The organism is Arcobacter arenosus, from assembly GCF_005771535.1.
GTDB classification, from domain to species: domain Bacteria; phylum Campylobacterota; class Campylobacteria; order Campylobacterales; family Arcobacteraceae; genus Halarcobacter; species Halarcobacter arenosus.
On record NZ_VANU01000006.1, the window covers coordinates 79,513 to 100,355 of the forward strand.

Sequence of the window (20,843 nt, forward strand, 5' to 3'; positions counted from 1 at the left end):
TGAGGAGATAAACTATAATGAAACTATTTCTACTACTATTTACCATTCCATTTCTTTTAAATGCAGCTTCTTTTTCTAAATCTAAAAAAGACTTACTAAAAAAAGTTTACTATGATAATCAAATCACATTCTATTGTTCTAATCCATATGAAATAAAAGATGATAATGGTAAACAAAAAGCTTTAATTATTAAAGATGAAAAGTATTACAGTCCAAGAAAACCATTTTATAAATCAGGTAAAGTAAATACAAGAGCTGAGAGAATTGAATGGGAACATGTAATGCCTGCACACAACTTTGGAAGACATCTACAATGCTGGAGAGATGGTGGAAGAAAAGCTTGTAAGAGTGATAAAACCTTTAATGAAATGGAAGCAGATATGCATAACTTAGTTCCTGCAATTGGAGAAATAAATGGAGATAGAAGTAATTATAGATATGGTGCTAATAATCCTATAAAAGAACAATATGGTAATTGTGAATTCCAAGTAGACTTCAAAGGTAAAAGAGCTTATGTAAAAGAAGATATAAGAGGTGATATCGCAAGAATCTATTTTTATATGAGTGATAAGTATAAAGTTAATCTATCTAAACAAGAAAGAAAGATGATGGAAGTTTGGAATAAACTTGACCCAATTAGTGATTGGGAGAGAATCAAGAATAAAAGAGTAGAAAAACTATAAGGGAATTTAAACCCTTATATAAATTAAAACTCTTGTCTTTTTATGTAAGTAGTGTAAAAGTTAATGTAAGGATTATCCTCTTTTAACTTTTCTACTTTCACTTCTAACTTACTGCTTATTAATTTACAAGTTTCATGGTTTTGTTTAATTGGATTAGAAAGCATCAAACCTGTACATAAACTCAAAGTATCAGTTAATATTTTTATATCCTCAGAAGCATTCATAAAGTTGGGTAACTCTTCTTTAATTCTTTTATCCATGAAATTAATTGTAATTGATATTAATGCAAAACTAATAGCACCACTAACAATAGCAATCTTTAAATATCTGAATAATGTTTTCATAGAAAAATTATAGCAAATCTTTTAATTTAAATTAGAATGAGATATTTAGGAGACATTCTTTAGTTATAATATTTTTTGTTATCAAAGGAAATAGCTATGTTACATATTGACTACCAACTAACTAAAAAAGATTCTACTAAAATAAAAAAGAAATTAGAACAAGAAAAACTTACACTTGAACAATACATTCAAAAGTTAATTGATTCAGATATAAATTCAACAATTAATTTAGGTAAAGGCTTTTACTATGATAGTTATCTAAATAGATTCTTTGATTCAAAAAAAAATGAAATTACATTTACAAAGTTAGAGAAAAAACTTGTATTAACACTACTTCAAGATACTACTAAAATATTTACAATTGATGAGATAAGAGAAAAAGTATGGAAGAAAGACAATGCAACAGTTTATACTATTAGAAATATAATTAATAAAATAAGAACAAAAACCTTTTATGAACTATTTGAAAACTATTCAAATAAAGGTTATTCTTTAAATATACCAAAAGGAAATAAATGAAAAAGATTTTACTGTTACTAACTTTTAGCATATCCCTATTTGCTTCTTCAATATCTTCAAGTGAAGCAAGTAATTACATAGGACTAGAAAAAACTGTTTGTGGAAAAGTTGTAGGAACTTATTACGCTAAATCATCAAATGGAGCACCCACCTTTTTAAACTTTGATTTGCCATATCCAAATCAATTGTTTACAGCTGTTATCTTTGAAAGAAGTAGAAATAGTTTTAGTGGGAATCCAGAAAGTATGTTTAAATATAAAAACATTTGTGTTACTGGTTATATTGATGAGTATAAAGGTGTACCTCAAATTATAGTAGAGAATAGTTCACAGATTAAATAAGAAGATAAAATAGATAATCTTTATAGAAAGATAAAATTACCCAATTTGAATTGGGTAACTTTTAAACCTCAAATTCTCTCCCATACCTAACAACATCAACACCATATTTATCTCTCACTTTTTCAAGCTTTTCATTTAAAGATTTAAACTTACTATCCCTTTCTAAATCAACTAAAGATAATGTCTTTTGATTTGCTCGACTAATAAAATTTGAAGCAGATATGGCTATAAAATGAATCTTATGATTTATATGAAAATCTAACTTCTTTATCATCTCTTGTGCTAAATCTATTAAAAATCTTTCATTAAACAATCTATTGTAAGTAATTGATTGAGATGCTTTTCCTCCATACTCATATCTAATTTTAAAATAAAAAGTTGTTGGGTTTAATTTTAACTTTGTAATTGTATATGATAAATACCTTGCTAAAACCATTACTCTTCTAAATACTTCATTCCTATCTAAAATTGCTACAAAGTTTCTACTTATACCAATTCCTCTTCTATCAGAATAAGCAATTACCTTTTCATTATCAATTCCACAAATCCTTTTATATAAATCACGTCCAGTCTTACCATATGGTTCAAAGAATCTTGGTTTTGCTCTTAATTCACCTAATGTTTTAATTTTAAAGTAATCACATCTTTTAGATAAAGCACGTCCAATACCAGGGAAATCATTTACATCAATATGATCTGTTGTATCAAATACTTTTTCTTGGGGAACTGCAGTTACTCCAAATGGTTTTACTGTATCAGTTAGAAATTTTGCTATCCATTTTGATTTAGATGCTCCAATAGTAATAGGAAGATCAAATATTCTTAATATATCATCTCTTAATTTTGTAATAAAATCTAATGTATCTTCATCTTTTATCCAACCATTTAAATCTCCAAAGAACTCATCTATTGAATATTGTTCTAATACAGGTATATGATATTCTAAATACTCCTTTAGCTTTTGAGAAAGGGTTTGATAATATAAATGATCTGAAGGAAGTATTAATAAATTAGGACATAAGACTAAGGCTTCTTTTAATGGTGTTCCTGTTTTTATTCCATATTTCTTTGCTTCATATGATTTTGCTATTACAATTCCATGTATATAACCTTCATCACTTATAAACTCTTTTCTCCAAGCACCTAATATATTATTTGCATCATAATTGTTTCTAAACTCTAATACTGAATTAAAAGCACCACTATCATTTAATAAAACACCATCTTTGTTTTTATTTGAAAATATCTTATTATCAGAGCTTTTAACAACTACTACATTTTTCCCTTTTAAAAAAGGATACCTTGTTCTTTCTGCACTTACAAAGTAACAGTCTAAATCTAAATGTATCTTCATTTTATTACACCTTGTAATAATTTATTGAAAATATATTGCAATTTGTATATAATTTAGTAGAAAATTGATATGAAGGTTAATTTATTTTTATAAGTAGACATTATATTATATTGAAAATTCTGTATACTAATTTATGAAATAATCTCTTTTTTAGTAAATAAGAGTATTATAAATCAACTAAAAGATTATAAAAGAAAATGATGAATTATCTATTTGAAAATCAAAATATTACAAAATCCTTAGAATCCTATATCAAAGAAAATAAATCATTACATGAACATTTTGAAATAAACTTCAATAGAATTAAACCAAAAAATAGATGTGGTTTTTTATCAATAGAAAATGAGAACTATTTCATCATTCCAAAAATCTCAAATAAAGAAGAACAAAATCTAAATATATTCATATATATGCTTTTAAAAGCTTATGATATAAAAATATCAAATCCTGATATTGCAAATTTACAAAACACAAATTTTAAATATCTTGAACTTTTTATCAGATTCTTTGCTGATTCATTACTTCATGAATTAAAAAGAGGTATTTATAAAACATATATAACAAGAGAAGAGAACTTAAAAGTATTAAGAGGTAAGTATCTTATTGAGAAAAACTTTCAAAACTTTTATCATATGAATATTTATTGTGAATTTGATGAATTTTCAACTGATAATGAACTAAACAAATTCTTTTTATATGCAATCAAAATATTTAAAAGATACTCTTCTTATTCAAATTTACATAAGTGTGATTCCGTTTTTGATGAAGTTTATTATTCTCATATAGATATAAATAGGATCAATTTTAAATTTGATAGGTTAAACCAAAGATTTGAAAAGTCTTATGAAATTGCTATGATGATATTAAAAAAGCTTTCACCATTAGTTAATAATTCAACTCAAAAAAGTTTTGCATTTTTATTTGATATGAGTGAAGTGTTTGAAAAGTTTATAGGAAATCTTTATAAAGAAATAGATTCTTCAACTTTATTGCAATGTGAAAGAAACTTTGGGAATTTAAAATTAAAACCAGATATTAAAACAGAAACTCAAATAATTGATACAAAATATAAATTAGTTAAAAATAAAGATGATTTAAAAACTCATGATAAATATCAGATGTTTACCTATGGAATAAATTTTAATATTAGAGATACCATACTTTTATATCCAAAACATATCTTGGATGTTGATGAAGATTTGAGACTTGGGAAAGATTATAATTTAGTGAATTTAAAAATTAAAAGTATTGATTTGAAATTTGAAGATGATGGATATAAAGAATATACAGAAGAGATAAAAAATAGATTGGAGAAAATGAATGAATTTTGAGCTTTTTGAAAAAGTTACTGAAAACAATAATGGGAATATTATTGGATTAAATATTAATTCAAAACCAGAATATCAAGAAGATTTTAAAAACTTGTTGAGAGATTTTAATAAGTTTACAGAATTAGTTTGTCCAGAGAATTTAAGTCCAATTGGACTTGATAATAGATGGCAAAATAGTGGAAATTATAAAAAGTATTTCTGGAATCAATTTAAGATAAATAATACTGATATTAAAGAATATACAGGTTATTCAATATGGCTTGGTGTAGATATTCGAGGAATTAAAATTCAATGTGGTACTACACAAGAGTTTAGTGGTAACAGACAAAAAGAAAATGAGAATATTTTTAATTTTATTAAAGAACAAGTGAATGAAATTTTTAATTTAGTTGGAATATATGATTCAGTAATTTTTTCGAAATTTGAAAGAAATGAATTTTTAGATACATCTTATGATAGATATGCTGCATTGTATTTTCAATACAAAGGAAATAATGAGTTTGAAGATACTAAATATTTCAAAGTGATATTAAAATTTTTGTCTGAAAAACTTACTAATTATTTAAGTTCCAGAACAGTTGCTTCAAAAAAAGATTATGAAGAAGAATTTAAAAAATATTGGTTTGGCGATATGATTCTTCAACAAAATGGTTCTAAATACGCGGAAGGAACTAAAACATCATATTTTAGAGAACTAACTAGACTGAAAGATATTATAAATGAAAGCATTTTTAGAATTGATGATATAGAACTTTTAAACATAATTTTGAATAGATTAGAAAAAGGTGATTTAGAAGAATACAATAAAAGACACCAGAATACTGATCCGAGTAATGGATTAAAACAATACATAATTTTTATAAAGAATTTAGATAAATTAGAAGAAAAATATATTGATAAAGGGAACCTCATAAAGAGTAATAAAAACTTAATAAAAAACATAATTCTTTATGGTGCACCCGGTGTTGGTAAAACTCATAATTATAAAAAGTTAATTTCTTTAATAGAAGAGGGTAAATCTCAAAAAGAAATATTTGATTCAATAAAAAAAAATGAATATAACGATGATTCAAATGAAATATTTTTAAATATAAAAAATGAAAAAAGAGTTGAGTTCATAACATTTCATCAAAGCTTTGGATATGAAGATTTCATTGAAGGTTTTAGACCAAATGAGGAAGGAAAAATTTATTTAAAAGATGGAATATTTAAAAATATTTCTAATTCAGCTTCTTCTAAAGTTAACTTAAATGAAGAAAAAATTATTAATCGAATGTTTAAAAGTGAGCATCGAATATTTAGAATAGAAAAAATTACCAATGAAGATATATTTTTAAAAGATGAAGAAAATAATAGTGATAATTTAATACAAATATCAAAAAAAATGATATTAGAACTTTTAGAAAATATCAATAATGGTAATATTACATTAGAAGAAATAAAAAATAGAAAAATAGAAAATTTAAGATTATATTTTGATAAGTTTTATGGAGGGAATAATTTAATCATATATAATTTATGTAAATCATTTATTGAAGAAATTAACTACATTAATGGTAAAAACTTTTTTTTAGTAATTGATGAAATTAATAGAGGTAATATCTCAAAAATATTTGGAGAATTAATTACACTTATTGAAGAATCAAAAAGAGATAATTATGAAGTTACTCTTCCTTATTCAAAAGAAAAATTTAAAGTACCATCAAATCTTTATATTATTGGAACTATGAATACTACAGATAAATCCATTGCATTAATTGACGTTGCTTTGAGAAGAAGATTTACCTTTCTTAAAATGTTACCAAATACTGATTTAGTAATTAAAGGTTTTTCAAATGAATTTGTAAAACTTAATGAACAAATTAAAAAAGACTTAGGTGAAGAGTATCAAATAGGACATAGTTATTTCATGAATATACCTGAGTCAGATTTAGACTTTGTTAAAGAATATAAAATTAAGCCATTACTAGAGGAGTATTACTATGGTGATGAAGAAAAATTAAAAATTGCATTAAAAATAATTGGATTTGAAGATAATTATAATTAAATAAATAAGTTATAATATTATGAAACTAAAAGTAAATTTATCATTTATCATAATTTAGAAACATTAGAGTTTGATAGAAAAATATATTTTAAATATTTGCAATCTGCAATATTTTTAATCTTTTTTTTTTATTTAGTTAAAATACTAAAATCAACAGAAAAAGGTTTAAAATGATAAGTAGTAACTTTGAATCAGTAATGCAAAAAATAAGAGTTTATCTACAAGAAAAGAATGATTGTAGAGTTTTTGATAAAGATATAGCAAAAGCTTTAGAGATATCAACTGAACATTATAGTAGATCTAAAACTGAAAATAAGATACCTTTACAGCCAATTATAAATTTCTGTGCAAAAGAGAACATTGTAATTAACTATATACTATTTGATCAAATGCCAGAATCACTTCATAAAACTACAGATAAGATTATTAGTGTTAAATACTTTAAAAATGTAAATAGTTCTGCTGGTGGTGGAGCATTTAATGATGAAGAAAATTGTGAATATTTAGATTTAGATTTAAACACAATAAAAAGACTTGGAGGAATAGAAAAAGCAAAGCATATTGAAGCATTAAATGTAACAGGTGAATCAATGGAACCAGTTATCAAAGATAATTCAATTGTTTTTATTGATAAAACATCTATAACTCCTAAATTGAATGAAGATGATGTTTATGTTGTTAATACTCCAAATGGGATATTAGTAAAACAAGTAATATTAATAGAAGAATTAAAAAAGATTCAACTTCTATCATATAACAAACTATATTTACCAGAAATATTTTATTGTGATGAAGTAACTATAATAGGAAAGGTAATAGCTGTAAGAGCTAATTAAAAGTGAGATAAAATATGATTGAGAGTTTAATTTATTTATCTATTTTTTTATGTGGAATTTTCTTATATGCTTTTTTTAAAGATAGATTGATTAAAAAAGATAAGATGCTTTTTCATAAAGAGAGGTTTAAATAATTAAGTAAAAATTAAAATATATTTAATTATTAAAAAATTATTGTTTAAATTAAAAGGTTATTTAATGGATGATTTATTTTCTGAAGATATTGTTGAAGCTGAATTGAGGCCTGAAACTATTGAAGAACTAAGAAAAAGAACAGTAGGAGAATATGCAGAAGATGAAAATGAAATACTTAAAATATATTCAAATACTGGAAAAGAATGTTGTCAAATGATTGAAATAAGTACAGGTAATAGATTGGGTATAGTTGAAGGTGATTATAATAGATGTCCTTTAAGTAGTTATAAGTCAAAAATGAAACGAGATGAAAAATATATTAATATTCATAATCATCCAAGTTATACCTCTCATAGTATTGCAGACTTAACAATTCTACTTACTTTTGATCAAATAAATGAAGTTAGAGTAGTTTCAGCAGATAGAACATATATAGCTTCATATGAGGGACACATAGCAATAGAAAAAGAGGAAGTGGAAAAAATCGGGAAACAATTAGTAGATGAACTTTCTCTAACTTATCCTTATACTCGCAAAAGTTTATATCATAGAAATTTAGCAATTTCAGAAATCTTTGGTATAATTTTCAAAGAGGAGTTAGTATGAAGAAAAAAGTTTCAATAAAACTAAAAGAAAAAAGTCAAAATACTCCAATAAAAAGAGTAGTATTTAGAAACAAACTTGAATCAAACTCAGAATCTATGATAAATATTCATACTTTTAATAATTATGACTCAAAAGTCTTTTCAAAAGATCAATTAATTAAGTTACAAAGAATTAAAAATTTAGTGACAAAAAAAATTAATGGAAGAATTCGTAATTCGTATAAAATTCAAAAAGATTGGATTATAGATGATTCTGAAATTAGTAATATCAAAAAATAAATTTATGATTTAATGAGCTTGACTCTCAAATTAATTAGCAAATACTTAATTTAAGATTTTATATTTATTTAAATAAAGTGTATATTATCTAATGGTACCGCTAGTCGGACTCGAACCGACACGCTCAAAGAGCAAGAGATTTTGAATCTCTCGAGTCTACCAATTTCTCCATAGCGGCTTGAAAGGTTTAATTAATTTGTGTCCCTAAATTGTGTCCTATGTCTTTAAACGCACTATTTATTAGTGTCTCATGCTAATTAATAACTAGATTTTGAATCCGGCGTGTTTACCAATTTCACCATAGCGGCACCTAATAAATTAAGGATGAAATTTTATCCGTTATTTAATTAATTTATGTTTAATTTTTAAAAAATTAGGAATTAAAAAAGGGCCTATCTTTCGATAGACCCTTTTTATAATTATTAAGAAGTAGTAATTATTTAGCTACTGCTTCTTTTAAAGCTTTACCAACTTTGAATTTTGCTACAGTTGTTGCTGGTACTGTAACAGTTTTGTCAGTTCCAGGAACTTTTGCAGTTCTCTCAGCTCTATCAGCAGTACTAAAAGTACCAAATCCGATGAAACTAACAGTTTCTTTTTTTACTAAAGTCTCAGTAATAGTATCTAATACAGCGTCAACTGCACCTTTAGCATCTTTTTTAGATAAACCAGCTTTTGCTGCAACTGCATCAATAAATTCAGCTTTGTTCATAGAAGAACTCCTTGTGTAAGATTAAAATATCAGTAAACTTTATAGTATATTTCCTTTGAAATAGCTAAAACTAGGGGCTTTCATAACTTATTTTCTATAAATATAGAAAAAATTGTTATTAATATGATGATTTTATGCTTAAAAGTCTGCAAGAGTTCTCTAAAATTGCTACTCTTTTAACTAAATTATTTATGTCTCTATCATATACATATGTACCAATTCCTCTAATTACCATTACATGATTATTAGTTTCTTTCAGGTATTTTGTAATCTCTAAAGCATTTCTATCATACCAACTGTCGAAGTTACCAGGGTCATAAATATTGATTTTACCAAATGTAGTTTTACCGAAATAATCATCTAATATAATTTCATCATGGTCAAAGGTATAAGCTGTTGTATAAATAGGAACACCAAAGGCAATATATTTTGCTTCGTGGATATTAGTATAAATAGTTGAATGTATATCTGATTCAATACTTGCAATATTCCATCTATAATCTTTTTTATTCATTGTTAGCTTACAAAATGATCTTTCATCCATTTCATCAAAAATCGCATCTGATGTATTTATAATAAATGAGTTATGGTCAACTTTTGCAGATATTGCACCATGATATATACCAAAGAAATTTTTTCTAAACATAGTAAGAGATAAATTGGATAAAAGTTTTACAGTATTTGGATCAATCATTATTAAAAAACCTTAAATAAAATTTTGGGTAGAATATTATATCAAATAGCGATTAAAATACTAAATTGCTTTAAAAGGCTTAATGAATGGAAATACCACATATTCCAGTACTTTTTAATGAGGTTTTGGAAACTTTTAGTGAAATCAATGAAGGTTATATTATAGATTGTACAACTGGCTATGCGGGTCATAGTATCGGTTTAATAGAACAAAATGAAAATATTCAACTAATTTGTAATGACCAAGATGAAGAAGCATTATTGTTTTCTAAAAAAAGATTAGAACCTTATAAAAATAGAGTTTTGTTCAATCAAGGAAATTTTGAACATGTAATTGAAACCTTTAGGGGATTTAATATAAAAGGAATTTTAGCAGATATTGGTGTATCATCTTTACAGCTTGATAAAAATGAAAGAGGTTTTGGTTTTGATAGTGATACCCTTGATATGAGAATGGATCAAACAAAACCATTAGATGCTTCAGTTGTAGTAAATACTTACTCTCAACATGAATTAGAAAGAGTTTTTCATGATTTAGGAGAGGTAAGAGAATATAAAAAAGTTGCTTCTTTAATTGTTAACAATAGACCATTCTCTTCTGCAAAAGAACTTGCTGATTTTTTAGCAAAAAAAATGTCAAAGGGTAAAATACATCCAGCTACATTACCTTTTCAGGGAATTAGAATTGAAGTTAATGATGAACTTGGAGTATTAGAAAGACTTTTTGATTCTATTGAGGAGAATAAACCAAAGGATTGTATTATTGCAATTATTTCTTTCCACTCACTAGAAGATAGAATAGTAAAAAACTATTTTAAAAAATGGAGTAAGTCTTGTGTTTGTCCAAAAGATGCATTTAGATGTGATTGTGGAAACAACCATGCTTTAGGAAAAATTTTAACAAAAAAGCCAATAGTTCCTACAAAAGAAGAGATTAGACAAAACCCAAGAAGTAGAAGTTCAAAATTAAGGGTTTTTAAATTTGACTAGATTAAATGCAAAAAATTCAATACTTATTGTTTTCGGTATTTTATTAATTGCTTTGATTTTATTTGTACCTAAATTATATATCATGAATAATATATATTATAAAAGTAAGGATATAAATAAATTATATGCCCATTATATTTCATTGAAAGAGGAAAATAAATTCCTTGCTCAGCAATTAGAGGATATGAAATTTAAAAACCAAGTTGAAGATTCACTTTTAATTTATTCAATAGAAGAAGCAAACGGAACAAAAATCAAATGATAAAAACAATTATTGAGTTCGGACTTAAAAAGCCAATACTAAACCATTTTTTACTTTTCTTTATTTTTATACTATCAGTATTCGCTTATTTCCAAATCCCAAAAGAGATATTCCCGCCATCAAATATGGATGCGGTTACAATAACTGGGACTTATGCAGGAGCAAGTTCCGATTTACTTGATAAAATTGCAGTTGAAGATATTGAAGATGAACTATTAAGTGTAGGGGAAGTTGATAAAATAACATCGGTTATTAAAAATGGATATTTTACTATAACTGCTGAATTAAAGCAGGGTGAAGATTCAAATTTAGTAGTAGATGATATAAAAGATATTGTTACAAAAGTTAAAACTAATTTGCCATCAGACATGGATGAGCCAATAGTTAAAAATATGATTCATAATTTTCCTTTGATTACTGTTGCTGTTTATTCAAAAAACAATACCTCAAAAGAAGAGTTATTAGATATTGCTGATGATGTTAAATCAAAAATACAGCAATTAAAAGATTTAGAAAATGTTAGTGTTTTAGGAAAAAGTGATAAAGAGTTACATATCATTTTTAATGAATCTAAAATTGAAGCTTTTAATCTATCTAATACAGCTGTTATTAGTGCTATTCAATCATTAAGTACAATATTTCCCGTGGGGATTATTAAAGATACTTCAAGACATTATTATTTAAGTACTTTTAATGGTGAAAAAGATGTAGAAACTATTAAAAATACAATAATAAAAGTTGGAGAAACTAAACTTAGAATAAAAGATATAGCAGATATAACTTATACATATGGAGATGTTCAAGATAAGTCTCACTTTAATGGTGAAAGAAATGTAGCTGTTAGTATTAGTAAAAGCGAAGAGGGTGATGCAATTGATTTAGTAAAGCAAATTAAGGAAATTACAAAAGAGTTTGAAAAGCAATATACAAATGTGCAATTTGATACATATATTGATACTTCTATTTGGGTTAAGAATAGACTTAACACAGTAGTTTCAAATATCTTATTTGGTCTTGTACTTTTATTTATTGCCTTATTGTTATTTATTAATGTGAGAATTGCTTTAGTTATTGCAATAGGTATCCCAACTTCATTTATGATAGGACTTATCTCTGCTGATGCTTTAGGGTATAGTTTAAATATGTTATCTCTTCTTGGGGCATTAATAGCTTTAGGGATGTTAGTTGATGAAGCAATTGTTGTTGGGGAAAATATCTATAGACATATGGAGATGGGTAAAGATAAATTTGAAGCTGCTCGTGATGGTGCAATAGAGATGTACCCTGCTGTTTTAACTGCAACAGCTACAACAATATTTGCTTTTTTACCAATTTTACTTATGACTGGTCAAACTGGTAAATTTATGCAAATCTTACCAATCATGATATCAATATTATTACTTAGTTCTCTTATTGAAGCATTTTTCTTTTTACCTTTACATGCCAATCAACTACTAACGGTTAGCCATGAAGATAGAAAGTCTCATAAGGTTTGGGATTTCAATAAAAATCTCTACAGGAATATTTTATCTTATCTATTAAAAGGTAGGTTTTTAGCTTTGATAATTTTTGTTTTTGCAATATTTGCATCAACTTTTATTCTTATTAAATCTTCAAAATTTCAATTTTTACCAGATTTTGATTCTACACAGATTTATATAACTGGTTCAGTTGGTGTTGGTAAAAAAATTGAACAGACTGAACAAACAGTATTTGAATTGGAAAAACAACTTTTAAATACACTTGATTTTAAAACCGAAATCCAATCAGTTAGTTCTGTTACAGGAATGAAACTTGATGGACAAAATCAACCTCAGTATGAAGAGTTTTATTTTCAGATATTTGTTAATTTATATGAAAGAGCACCACAAAATAGTTTTGAAAAATATATAAATCCATATCTTTCTCCTAAATATGATGATAAAGATATGATTAGAAGTAATAGTGCTCAAGATATAGAGAGAATAGTAAAAGATAAGTTACAAAAATATATAAACTCAGGTGATTTTGATGAGCTAAAAGTATTTGTACCAAAGGCGGGGATTGTTAAAAATGATTTAGAATTAGCTGTCTCAGGAGATAATAATGAGGTTAGAAAAATTGCACAAATACTTAAAGATGAATTAGCTAAGATTAAAGGTGTATCAAATATAGCTGATGATTCTTTAACAGGAAATTATGAACTTAAATTTAAAGTAAATGCATATGGTTATGAATTAGGTTTTTCAGAAGAATCAATATTAAGTGAACTTAGACCTTTATATTTTAAAGGTACTTATTCAAAAATGTTTGATGATAAAGGAATTATTGATATTGTATTTAAAAGTAAAAATAAAGATGAATTAAAATCTTTAAATTCCTTTGAAGTTACTGTTCCTGGAACTAATCAAAAAGTATTATTATCTCAAGTTGCTGATTTTATTAAAGTTCCTGCATACTCGCAAATTTTTAAAGAAAACAATAAGAGAATTACAAGTGTTACAGCATCATTTACTAATACAACCTCTAGTGATGTTTTTGACAAATTAAATCCTGTATTAGAAGATTTAAAAACAAAAACAAATGTAAGTATTGATGTAAAAGGTGAGCAAGAAGAGAATGAAAAAGTAAAAAAAGAGATGGCTCAAGCTGCCTTAATGGCTATCATTTTAATTTTTATTGCCTTAGTATGGATGTTTGATTCTATGATTAAACCTCTTATCATAATAAGCACCATTCCTTTATCTATTTTAGGTGTTTATTTTGGACATTTTATTATGGGTGTAAATATAACAATGCCAAGTTTAATTGGTATGGTTGGACTTGCTGGTGTAATTGTAAATGATGGTATTATTATGATGGATTTCATTAAAAAAGCTAAAAATTTAGAAGAGTTAAAAGACTATGCAGTTTTAAGACTTAGACCTATTTTATTAACTTCTATTACAACTGTATTAGGTTTGAGTACATTGATATTTTTTGCTTCAGGTCAAGCTTTGATTTTACAACCAATGGCCTTGTCATTAGGATATGGAATATTATGGGCAACAATTTTAAATCTTTATTATGTACCAATGGTTTATAGACTTATTTATTTAAGAAAAAGTTAATGGTATGCAAAATAGATATGCGGCTGATATTGGAGATTTTGGTAAGTTTCATCTATTAAGAACACTTTTTAATCACAACAGTTATAAACTAAAACAAATTTGGTATATGTATCCAGATGAATCACACAATAGTGATGGGATGTATATTAATTATTTTGATAAAGTAAAAGATATTGATATAGATTTAGAAAACTCTTTTAAGAAGCTTGTTAGTGGGCAAAGAAGTGTAAAAGCTTTGGAGAATTTAAATCTTTTACCTAACTGCGAATATTTTTCAAAGTATGTAAACAAAAATGGAAAAGATAGATTAGATTTTAGAAAAGAGTGGTTTTTAGAAGCTTTAAGATTTTCAAAAGATGCTGATTTTATTTTTGTTGATCCTGACAATGGGATTGCAACAAAAATTAAAAAAGAGGAAAAAGATATTGAATTATTAACATTTGATAGTTTTTCAAAAAAAGTAAAAGCAGGAAAATATATCTTTTTTGATGAGATTGAACAGCTATATAATGTTGGAAGATCAGTTGTCGTTTATCATCATCTAAACCGTTCAATGCCCCATGATAATCAAATTAAAATCATAAAAGAGAAGCTAGAAAATAGGTTTTTTAAAGTTATTGCCATAAAACATAAACCCTATTCGCCAAGGGTTTATTTTTTTATATTAAAAGATAAATATATTCACTATTTTTCTAAAAATGCCCTTGAAAAGTTTCATAAAAACTTTAGTCATCATTGGCAGATTTTTTTATAATTGAATCTATCATATTATTAAAAACTAAATAATGAATAGGGATTAAACTATACCAATACAATCTACCAAAAACACCTTTTGGATAATAATAAGCTGATTGAATTAGTTTATTATCTTCAATTTTAAACTCTAACCATGCAAGACCTGGAAGTTTCATTTGAGCAAAAAGTAAAAGTCTTTCATTCTCTTTAATATCAACAACTTTCCAAAAGTCCAATGACTCACCAATTCTTAAATCATTTTGGCTTCTTCTTCCTCTTTTTAGTCCAACCCCACCAATTAATTTATCTAAAACTCCTCTTATTTCCCAAAGAAAATCATAGGCAAACCAACCATTTTTGCCACCAATTGAGATAAAACTTTTGTATATAGCTTCCTTACTAATATTTTTTATCGTTCTTTCTTTTCTATCTACAAAAATTGCATCAGCAATTTCTTGAGTATGATTTTGCTCCCAAATTCTTCCACCAGTATCACTCCATCTACTAATTACTTGATTTGATTTTATCTCTTTAATCGCTTTTTTTACAGCCTCTTTATAACTTATTGGTTTTATATTTGGAAAATATTTTTCTGCATTGTTATTTTGAATTACAACTTCAGATTTTAATCCTTCAATTAAAGCTTTTGCAACGGTAAATTGTACAGGAGTAAATAGATTTAACCAATAAGATGAAAGTGTAATTGATAAAAAAGGTAGGGGGATTATTATCCTTTTTAACTCTAAAGCTTCAGCTGTTTGTATCATCATATCTTTATAGGTAAGTTGTTCACTTCCAATATCTACAACTAAATTTTCTTTTGATTCTAAATCTATAGATTGTTCTAAATAGTTTAAAACATCATCAACACCTATTGCTTGCGTTTTAGTATAAACCCATTTAGGTGTAGTCATAATAGGAAGTTTTTCAGTTAAGTTTCTAATTATCTCAAAACTTGTACTCCCTGAACCAATTATAACCCCAGCTCTAATCCATATAGTTTGTACTTTTTTAGATGAAGAAAGAACTTCACCAGTTTCAATTCTACTTAGTAGATGTTCACTTGTATTTTCATTTTTCACACCTAAGCCACCAAGGTATATCACTCTTTTTACACCACATTTCTCAGCAGCTTCTATAAAATTTTTAGCTGAGATTTTATCTAAATCTTTATAGTTTTTATTATTAAGTGAATGAATTAGATAAAAAGCTGTATCAACACCTTGCAAGGCGATTTCAAGTTTTTCTTTGTCAAAAGTATCCCCTTCAAAAACTTCAAAACTATTTAAAGTTAAGTTTGAGTGAGATTTTTTATTTCGTACAAAAATTTTTAAGTCTATATCATCTCTGTTTGATAGTCTTTGTTTTAATCTTCTTCCAATATATCCTGTTGAGCCTGTTAACAAAACTTTCATGATAAATCCTTATTTTTTCTAAGTTTACCATTAGTTATACTATCTTGGTATCTACTTTTTGTACTTTAATACTATTTTTTAATCAATTGAGATTTTGCCTTAGAGTTATTATATGAATTTACAGATATTCTTTCAATTGCATTATCAATAAGGACTAAATCTTCATTATTAGTACAAATATCTTTTGCCTCAAAATAATATTTTCTAGCTTTTGTAAATAAGCTTTGATTTTCATAAGTTAAAGCTAAATTATATAAAACCTCATAAGAGCTTGAATTTAATTGTTCATTTAGAATAATAAGCTTTTCTTGTGCAATATTAGTTAAATTTTTTTCTAACAGTTCTACAATATTCTCAAAACTTTTTATCATAGTATCTGGATAGTTTTTATTATCAAAGTTTGAAAAGAATTTAACCTTTGTGTATGAATAATGGGGAGATATATCATTAATTGCTTTTGATGCTATCTCTTTTGCTATGTCTATATTCATTGGGTCAGTTGAGTTGTTTTTGACTCTATTTACATTTAAAAAATATTCAGTAAAAAATCTTCTGTTGTAATTACAATCTATATTTTGTTTATGACCTTTGTAAATTTTAGAAAAAAGAGCTGTTTCATTATAATCTAAAACATCAATTTTGGTTTGTACATAATAATCTTTTCTTTCACATGGAATTTTAATTTTTTTATATCTTACACACTTATCGGTTCTTTTTTTATCTTTATATTCAAATTCAACACATCTAGTATAATCTACATCATCTTCATAGTAATAACTAAAATGTATTGAAGAATCTAATACCTCTCCCGTTATTATTGCATCAACATTTTTATAAGTTGGTTTAAGGGTAAAAACTCTTTTATTCTCAACTATTTTATTAACAATTTGTTCTTCAATATAATTTGTTTGATTAATATTGTCATTTATAAACTTCTCTAATATGACATCATGAACTCTTATATTAGAAATTTGCGATGGTTGCAAAGACTTTATAGTAACTGTTTTATTAGAACAACCTAATAAAAATAGTGTCAGAAATAAAATAAAATATATTTTCATCTTTCTCTCTTTTGTTTTTTCTATTTTAAAAGTTTATTGTATAGAAAAAGTGATTTTAATAACATTTTAGAGATAATTGAAGCCTAAAAAAGAAATAAGGATATATTATATGGAATTTTTTACTGCTGATATTTGTGATGAACATGCCGATAAAGTTCATGTATTAGACAACGAATTTAAAAATTATGGGGCAAAAGATAAAATTTGTGGAACTGTAGTAACTTTAAAGCTTGATAGAAATAATAGTGAATTGGTTAAATTATTAAGAGATGAAGATGGAACAGGAAAAATTGTAGTGGTTGATGTTGAAGAGGAATATTATGCCGTTGTGGGTGAAAATTTAATGAAGTTTGCACACAATAATAATTTTGAGGGTATTATTGTAAATGGTTATATAAGAGACACTTTTCAAATAAAAGATATCCCTGTTGCACTTTTTGCTAGGGGAACTTGTCCAAGAAAGTATATCCCTGTTACTCAAGGTCAAAGAAATATTGAATTGTCTTTTTGTGGTGTTCAGTTTAATGATGGTGATTATATTTATGCTGATACAGATGGTATCATCCTTTCAAAAGAAAAAATTGTTTAAATGTATATATTTGGTTTTGGTTCTTTAGTAAATATAAATAGTGCTCAAAAATCTTTTAAAAGAAAACTAGAAAATAGTGACTTTATTCCTGTACAGGTAAAAGGATTTAAAAAGGTTTGGAACTCCATTGAACATGTGATTTTTGATGGAGAGGAAAAGATTACTGATGCAGTTTTTTTAAATTTACAAAGAGATGAAAAAGTATCAACTAATGGGGTTTTACTTAAAATTACAGAGGAAGAGTTTGAGTTTTTAAAGCTTAGGGAAAAGAATTATTCATGTATACAAATTGATTCTGTTGAAGATTTTAAAACAGATGAAAAAGTTTATACTTTTATGACTACAAACCCTGCTAAAATAGCAAATGCTTCAAATAAAAAAGCATTTATTCCTAAAAAATATATAAAACTCTTAGAGGATGGTTTAGAACCATATTCTAAAGAGTTTAAAGAGGAATTTATAAAATCATATTCCAATTTTTCTTTTCCAATCAAAGATGGAAATTACACTTTTAGTGACCCTATACAAAATAAATTTGCAAAAGATGGTTTAACAAATGAAAACTAAATCAACTATAATTAGTGGAGATTTAAATAAATTTAGTAGAAAAACAAAAGATGACTCAATAATCAAAAAAAATGAAAATGGTATTGAAATTACATATTTTGATACAGATAGTTTAGACGATTTTGAGTCTTCTTTAAATAGTGTATGTGGAAATTCATCCTCTTTTTTTAAACTCAGAAAAAAAATATCTACACTTTTTTTAAGTGTAATTTCTGTTATCATAATTCTTTTTGCATTAATCTCTTCCTCTTTATATGAAGATATGTTTAAAAAAATATTGTTTGAAACTCCTTTTGATTTAGGCTTTAATGATTATATTTCACTATTTTTCGTTTTAATCTTTTTCTTTGGACTTTTAATGATGCCTTCAATACTAGAAGGTGAAAGTAGCCAATTAAAAGATGGTTTACAATCATGGTTTAATAAAGATACAAGAAGATTAAAAAGACTTCAAGTTGCTTTACAAGAATTAGATAAAAAAACTACAGTAAATATTTACAATGTTGATATTCTTGAAAAAAACCATTGGATGTATCGTTTAATTATTCCAACCTTACTTAAAAACTTTGATGAAGTAAATTTTTATGTAAGAAATGATTTAAAAAAAGTTTTTGCAAATAGATTAAAGAAACTAGGAGTTAGTGAGGTAAACTTTGAAAATGTAAGAAATGGGAAATTTGATTCTGATATTGAATTCTTATTATCTTCAAAGGAAAAGAAACTTTATACTTTGATGCACTTAAGCTCAACTAAGTTTATTTCAAGCAGTAAATGTCAAAAAACTTTTATCTCTTTAGAGTTATTTGAATATTGTGGTAGAAACTTCTTTGATACCAAAAATGATTCAAATATTTTAATATCAGGTTTTCAAAACTTTATCAATAGAAGTTTTGATGATTTTAAATTTGTAAAACAAGAGAAATCTGCTCAAATATATTTTTCAAGTATTGTAAAAAATAAAGAGTTAGATGATGAGAAAAGAAGCTTATCATATTATTTACGAAATCATATAGAAGAGTGTTTGGACTATTTTGATAATCCTATATCTTTGCTTATCTTATATTATTATGTAAAAGATATAGTTTTAGATGAAAAAAGAACCATTGCAATTTTACAAAAACTTATTTTAGCAATAAAAAATAAACAACAATACTCATTGATTGATAATTATTGGTTTGATATAGCAGGTGAGATGTTTGATCCACAACAGATTGAAAACTTTGAATTAACAAATAATTCAATATATAGAAAATTATCAATTGAATCTTTAGATGATTTAAAGTTTTTATTTGAAAGAAATGGTTACTTCCAGCAAGCACTTTTAATTTCTCAATATCTTTTTGAAATAAACCCTAATAAATACGCTGTTGATATTAGTTCTTTATATGAAAGAATGGGTGATTTTAATAAAGCATATGAAACTTTACCCGAAAACATTGATAAGAAAACAAATAATCAAATAGAAGAGATAGAAGTAAAATTTTTACAAAGAAAATCTTGGATTATTGTTTCAAAAAGGGATGAAGAGAAAAAACAAGAGGGATTAAAACTATTAGAAGCATTAAAAAACTTGTTATATTCCCATTCTAATGATAATAAACCTATTTGGTTATGGCATTACTATAATATTAAAGCCAATTATTGTGAATGGAATGAAGATTATGAAATGGCAATAGAAAACTATAAAAAATGCCTAGCAATACCAAATCTTGGAGATTTTGAGTATGGTGGGACTTTTATTAATATGTCAATTTCTTATAGGTTTAAATTTATTTTTGAAGATTTTAAAAATATTGAAACAATAGATAAATCTATTCATATGGGAGATATTGGATTATTATTAAAAACTTCAGTTGGAGACAGGGATGAGATGCCAGTTGTGCTTCATAATCAAGCATTAAATATCTTATATAAATCATTGGTTATTGATGATAAAAAATGTTTAGAAACAGTTGATAAATTAACGTTAGAAGCAATTGAGATTTTAGATAGCACTAATTCAATAAAAAGATTAGGTATTTTACTTTGTGAAAACATTATAGCTAATATTTTATTGGGAAAACCAACTGTAAATATGATGACAAGATTAAAAGAACATATAAATTTAGTTGACACTTATGAAAAAAATCAAATAGATTGTTTAATTGAAAAGTTTGTTAAAAAAGGTAAAATTCACGATATAAGTTTATAAATTAACATTTAATGAATACAAGTTGTAATTTTAAATTACTAAAATAAGCCTCATATAAAAAGGGG

Annotated in this window: 21 protein-coding genes and 1 tRNA gene; 15 read left to right on the forward strand and 7 right to left on the reverse strand. The window is 25.5% G+C overall.

The window, feature by feature from the left end; translation table 11 throughout:
- Window positions 1–17 precede the first annotated feature (17 nt).
- On the forward strand, window positions 18–683 hold the full coding sequence (locus FDK22_RS13185; protein ID WP_138153448.1) for an endonuclease: 666 nt from the start codon (window positions 18–20) through the stop codon (window positions 681–683).
- 23 nt (window positions 684–706) lie between these two features.
- On the opposite strand, the gene FDK22_RS13190 is transcribed toward FDK22_RS13185, so the two are convergent.
- Window positions 707–1,027 carry a hypothetical protein gene (locus FDK22_RS13190; RefSeq protein WP_138153449.1) on the reverse strand — a complete coding sequence of 107 codons (321 nt, stop codon included), beginning with the start codon at window positions 1,025–1,027 and terminating at the stop codon, window positions 707–709.
- Window positions 1,028–1,123: 96 nt separating this feature from the next.
- Here FDK22_RS13190 and FDK22_RS13195 point away from each other — a divergent pair, with 96 nt between their 5' ends.
- Both FDK22_RS13195 and FDK22_RS13200 read left to right on the forward strand, forming a co-directional pair.
- Complete coding sequence (locus FDK22_RS13195) at window positions 1,124–1,546, forward strand: response regulator transcription factor (protein WP_138153450.1); 423 nt, start codon at window positions 1,124–1,126, stop codon at window positions 1,544–1,546.
- Complete coding sequence (locus FDK22_RS13200) at window positions 1,543–1,887, forward strand: DNA-binding protein (RefSeq protein WP_138153451.1); 345 nt, start codon at window positions 1,543–1,545, stop codon at window positions 1,885–1,887. Before FDK22_RS13195 ends, FDK22_RS13200 begins: the two co-directional genes overlap by 4 nt.
- Before the next feature lie 61 nt (window positions 1,888–1,948).
- Here FDK22_RS13200 and FDK22_RS13205 read toward each other — a convergent pair whose 3' ends face one another.
- The gene (locus FDK22_RS13205) at window positions 1,949–3,241 is read right to left on the reverse strand and encodes a DNA polymerase Y family protein (protein WP_138153452.1); all 1,293 of its coding nucleotides are present in this window, start codon (window positions 3,239–3,241) and stop codon (window positions 1,949–1,951) included.
- A gap of 200 nt (window positions 3,242–3,441) precedes the next feature.
- Here FDK22_RS13205 and FDK22_RS13210 point away from each other — a divergent pair, with 200 nt between their 5' ends.
- The 5 genes from FDK22_RS13210 (at window position 3,442) to FDK22_RS13230 (ending at window position 8,474) form a co-directional block, all read left to right on the forward strand.
- Entirely contained in the window at window positions 3,442–4,572 is a 1,131-nt protein-coding gene (locus FDK22_RS13210; RefSeq protein ID WP_228711721.1) for an McrC family protein, read from the forward strand.
- Window positions 4,562–6,619 carry an McrB family protein gene (locus FDK22_RS13215; RefSeq protein WP_138153454.1) on the forward strand — a complete coding sequence of 686 codons (2,058 nt, stop codon included), beginning with the start codon at window positions 4,562–4,564 and terminating at the stop codon, window positions 6,617–6,619. The genes FDK22_RS13210 and FDK22_RS13215 overlap by 11 nt, the downstream gene beginning before the upstream one ends.
- Before the next feature lie 170 nt (window positions 6,620–6,789).
- On the forward strand, window positions 6,790–7,455 hold the full coding sequence (locus FDK22_RS13220; protein WP_138153455.1) for a S24 family peptidase: 666 nt from the start codon (window positions 6,790–6,792) through the stop codon (window positions 7,453–7,455).
- Between the two features lie 198 nt (window positions 7,456–7,653).
- A complete protein-coding gene (locus tag FDK22_RS13225) occupies window positions 7,654–8,196 on the forward strand; it encodes a hypothetical protein (RefSeq protein WP_138153456.1) in 543 nt (180 codons plus the stop codon).
- A complete protein-coding gene (locus FDK22_RS13230) occupies window positions 8,193–8,474 on the forward strand; it encodes a hypothetical protein (protein WP_138153457.1) in 282 nt (93 codons plus the stop codon). The genes FDK22_RS13225 and FDK22_RS13230 overlap by 4 nt, the downstream gene beginning before the upstream one ends.
- A 92-nt stretch (window positions 8,475–8,566) precedes the next feature.
- Here the strand turns inward: FDK22_RS13230 and FDK22_RS13235 are convergent.
- From FDK22_RS13235 to FDK22_RS13245, 3 genes are all read right to left on the reverse strand, one after another.
- Window positions 8,567–8,652: transfer RNA gene (locus FDK22_RS13235), tRNA-Leu, on the reverse strand.
- A 258-nt stretch (window positions 8,653–8,910) separates the two neighbouring features.
- Entirely contained in the window at window positions 8,911–9,186 is a 276-nt protein-coding gene (locus FDK22_RS13240) for an HU family DNA-binding protein (protein WP_138153458.1), read from the reverse strand.
- A gap of 118 nt (window positions 9,187–9,304) precedes the next feature.
- Window positions 9,305–9,880, reverse strand: coding sequence for a class II aldolase and adducin N-terminal domain-containing protein (locus FDK22_RS13245; RefSeq protein ID WP_138153459.1), 576 nt, complete (start codon window positions 9,878–9,880; stop codon window positions 9,305–9,307).
- An 86-nt stretch (window positions 9,881–9,966) separates the two neighbouring features.
- Between FDK22_RS13245 and rsmH the strand changes: the two genes are divergently transcribed.
- Genes rsmH through FDK22_RS13265 form a run of 4 tightly spaced genes read left to right on the forward strand, consistent with a single transcriptional unit; the run spans window position 9,967 to window position 14,974 of the window.
- Entirely contained in the window at window positions 9,967–10,869 is a 903-nt protein-coding gene (gene rsmH, locus FDK22_RS13250) for a 16S rRNA (cytosine(1402)-N(4))-methyltransferase RsmH (RefSeq protein ID WP_138153460.1), read from the forward strand.
- Window positions 10,862–11,131: a hypothetical protein gene (locus tag FDK22_RS13255; RefSeq protein ID WP_138153461.1), complete on the forward strand. Its 270-nt coding sequence runs from the start codon at window positions 10,862–10,864 to the stop codon at window positions 11,129–11,131. Before rsmH ends, FDK22_RS13255 begins: the two co-directional genes overlap by 8 nt.
- Window positions 11,128–14,220, forward strand: coding sequence for an efflux RND transporter permease subunit (locus tag FDK22_RS13260; protein WP_138153462.1), 3,093 nt, complete (start codon window positions 11,128–11,130; stop codon window positions 14,218–14,220). The genes FDK22_RS13255 and FDK22_RS13260 overlap by 4 nt, the downstream gene beginning before the upstream one ends.
- 4 nt (window positions 14,221–14,224) lie before the next feature.
- Window positions 14,225–14,974: a hypothetical protein gene (locus FDK22_RS13265; protein WP_138153463.1), complete on the forward strand. Its 750-nt coding sequence runs from the start codon at window positions 14,225–14,227 to the stop codon at window positions 14,972–14,974.
- Here FDK22_RS13265 and FDK22_RS13270 read toward each other — a convergent pair.
- Window positions 14,946–16,370: an SDR family oxidoreductase gene (locus FDK22_RS13270; protein WP_138153464.1), complete on the reverse strand. Its 1,425-nt coding sequence runs from the start codon at window positions 16,368–16,370 to the stop codon at window positions 14,946–14,948. The genes FDK22_RS13265 and FDK22_RS13270 overlap by 29 nt on opposite strands.
- A gap of 71 nt (window positions 16,371–16,441) precedes the next feature.
- Window positions 16,442–17,431, reverse strand: coding sequence for a hypothetical protein (locus FDK22_RS13275; RefSeq protein ID WP_138153465.1), 990 nt, complete (start codon window positions 17,429–17,431; stop codon window positions 16,442–16,444).
- Window positions 17,432–17,540: 109 nt separating this feature from the next.
- On the opposite strand from FDK22_RS13275, the gene rraA reads away from it, so the two are divergent.
- The 3 genes from rraA to FDK22_RS13290 are packed head-to-tail and all read left to right on the forward strand — an operon-like array spanning window position 17,541 to window position 20,778.
- The gene (gene rraA, locus FDK22_RS13280; RefSeq protein WP_138153466.1) at window positions 17,541–18,020 is read left to right on the forward strand and encodes a ribonuclease E activity regulator RraA; all 480 of its coding nucleotides are present in this window, start codon (window positions 17,541–17,543) and stop codon (window positions 18,018–18,020) included.
- Entirely contained in the window at window positions 18,021–18,587 is a 567-nt protein-coding gene (locus FDK22_RS13285) for a gamma-glutamylcyclotransferase (RefSeq protein WP_138153467.1), read from the forward strand.
- The gene (locus FDK22_RS13290) at window positions 18,577–20,778 is read left to right on the forward strand and encodes a tetratricopeptide repeat protein (protein WP_138153468.1); all 2,202 of its coding nucleotides are present in this window, start codon (window positions 18,577–18,579) and stop codon (window positions 20,776–20,778) included. The genes FDK22_RS13285 and FDK22_RS13290 overlap by 11 nt, the downstream gene beginning before the upstream one ends.
- Window positions 20,779–20,843: the final 65 nt, after the last annotated feature.

What these genes read in the sequence shown, in the direction of transcription:
- FDK22_RS13270 (WP_138153464.1), bottom strand. Translation starts at nt 16,370, where the DNA reads ATGAAAGTTTTGTTAACAGGCTCAACAGGATATATTGGAAGAAGATTA.
- FDK22_RS13225 (WP_138153456.1), top strand. Translation starts at nt 7,654, where the DNA reads ATGGATGATTTATTTTCTGAAGATATTGTTGAAGCTGAATTGAGGCCT.
- FDK22_RS13190 (WP_138153449.1), bottom strand. Translation starts at nt 1,027, where the DNA reads ATGAAAACATTATTCAGATATTTAAAGATTGCTATTGTTAGTGGTGCT.
- FDK22_RS13265 (WP_138153463.1), top strand. Translation starts at nt 14,225, where the DNA reads ATGCAAAATAGATATGCGGCTGATATTGGAGATTTTGGTAAGTTTCAT.
- rraA (WP_138153466.1), top strand. Translation starts at nt 17,541, where the DNA reads ATGGAATTTTTTACTGCTGATATTTGTGATGAACATGCCGATAAAGTT.
- FDK22_RS13185 (WP_138153448.1), top strand. Translation starts at nt 18, where the DNA reads ATGAAACTATTTCTACTACTATTTACCATTCCATTTCTTTTAAATGCA.
- FDK22_RS13245 (WP_138153459.1), bottom strand. Translation starts at nt 9,880, where the DNA reads ATGATTGATCCAAATACTGTAAAACTTTTATCCAATTTATCTCTTACT.
- FDK22_RS13220 (WP_138153455.1), top strand. Translation starts at nt 6,790, where the DNA reads ATGATAAGTAGTAACTTTGAATCAGTAATGCAAAAAATAAGAGTTTAT.
- FDK22_RS13210 (WP_228711721.1), top strand. Translation starts at nt 3,442, where the DNA reads ATGAATTATCTATTTGAAAATCAAAATATTACAAAATCCTTAGAATCC.
- FDK22_RS13285 (WP_138153467.1), top strand. Translation starts at nt 18,021, where the DNA reads ATGTATATATTTGGTTTTGGTTCTTTAGTAAATATAAATAGTGCTCAA.
- FDK22_RS13205 (WP_138153452.1), bottom strand. Translation starts at nt 3,241, where the DNA reads ATGAAGATACATTTAGATTTAGACTGTTACTTTGTAAGTGCAGAAAGA.
- FDK22_RS13195 (WP_138153450.1), top strand. Translation starts at nt 1,124, where the DNA reads ATGTTACATATTGACTACCAACTAACTAAAAAAGATTCTACTAAAATA.
- FDK22_RS13290 (WP_138153468.1), top strand. Translation starts at nt 18,577, where the DNA reads ATGAAAACTAAATCAACTATAATTAGTGGAGATTTAAATAAATTTAGT.
- FDK22_RS13275 (WP_138153465.1), bottom strand. Translation starts at nt 17,431, where the DNA reads ATGAAAATATATTTTATTTTATTTCTGACACTATTTTTATTAGGTTGT.
- FDK22_RS13230 (WP_138153457.1), top strand. Translation starts at nt 8,193, where the DNA reads ATGAAGAAAAAAGTTTCAATAAAACTAAAAGAAAAAAGTCAAAATACT.
- rsmH (WP_138153460.1), top strand. Translation starts at nt 9,967, where the DNA reads ATGGAAATACCACATATTCCAGTACTTTTTAATGAGGTTTTGGAAACT.
- FDK22_RS13260 (WP_138153462.1), top strand. Translation starts at nt 11,128, where the DNA reads ATGATAAAAACAATTATTGAGTTCGGACTTAAAAAGCCAATACTAAAC.
- FDK22_RS13200 (WP_138153451.1), top strand. Translation starts at nt 1,543, where the DNA reads ATGAAAAAGATTTTACTGTTACTAACTTTTAGCATATCCCTATTTGCT.
- FDK22_RS13215 (WP_138153454.1), top strand. Translation starts at nt 4,562, where the DNA reads ATGAATTTTGAGCTTTTTGAAAAAGTTACTGAAAACAATAATGGGAAT.
- FDK22_RS13240 (WP_138153458.1), bottom strand. Translation starts at nt 9,186, where the DNA reads ATGAACAAAGCTGAATTTATTGATGCAGTTGCAGCAAAAGCTGGTTTA.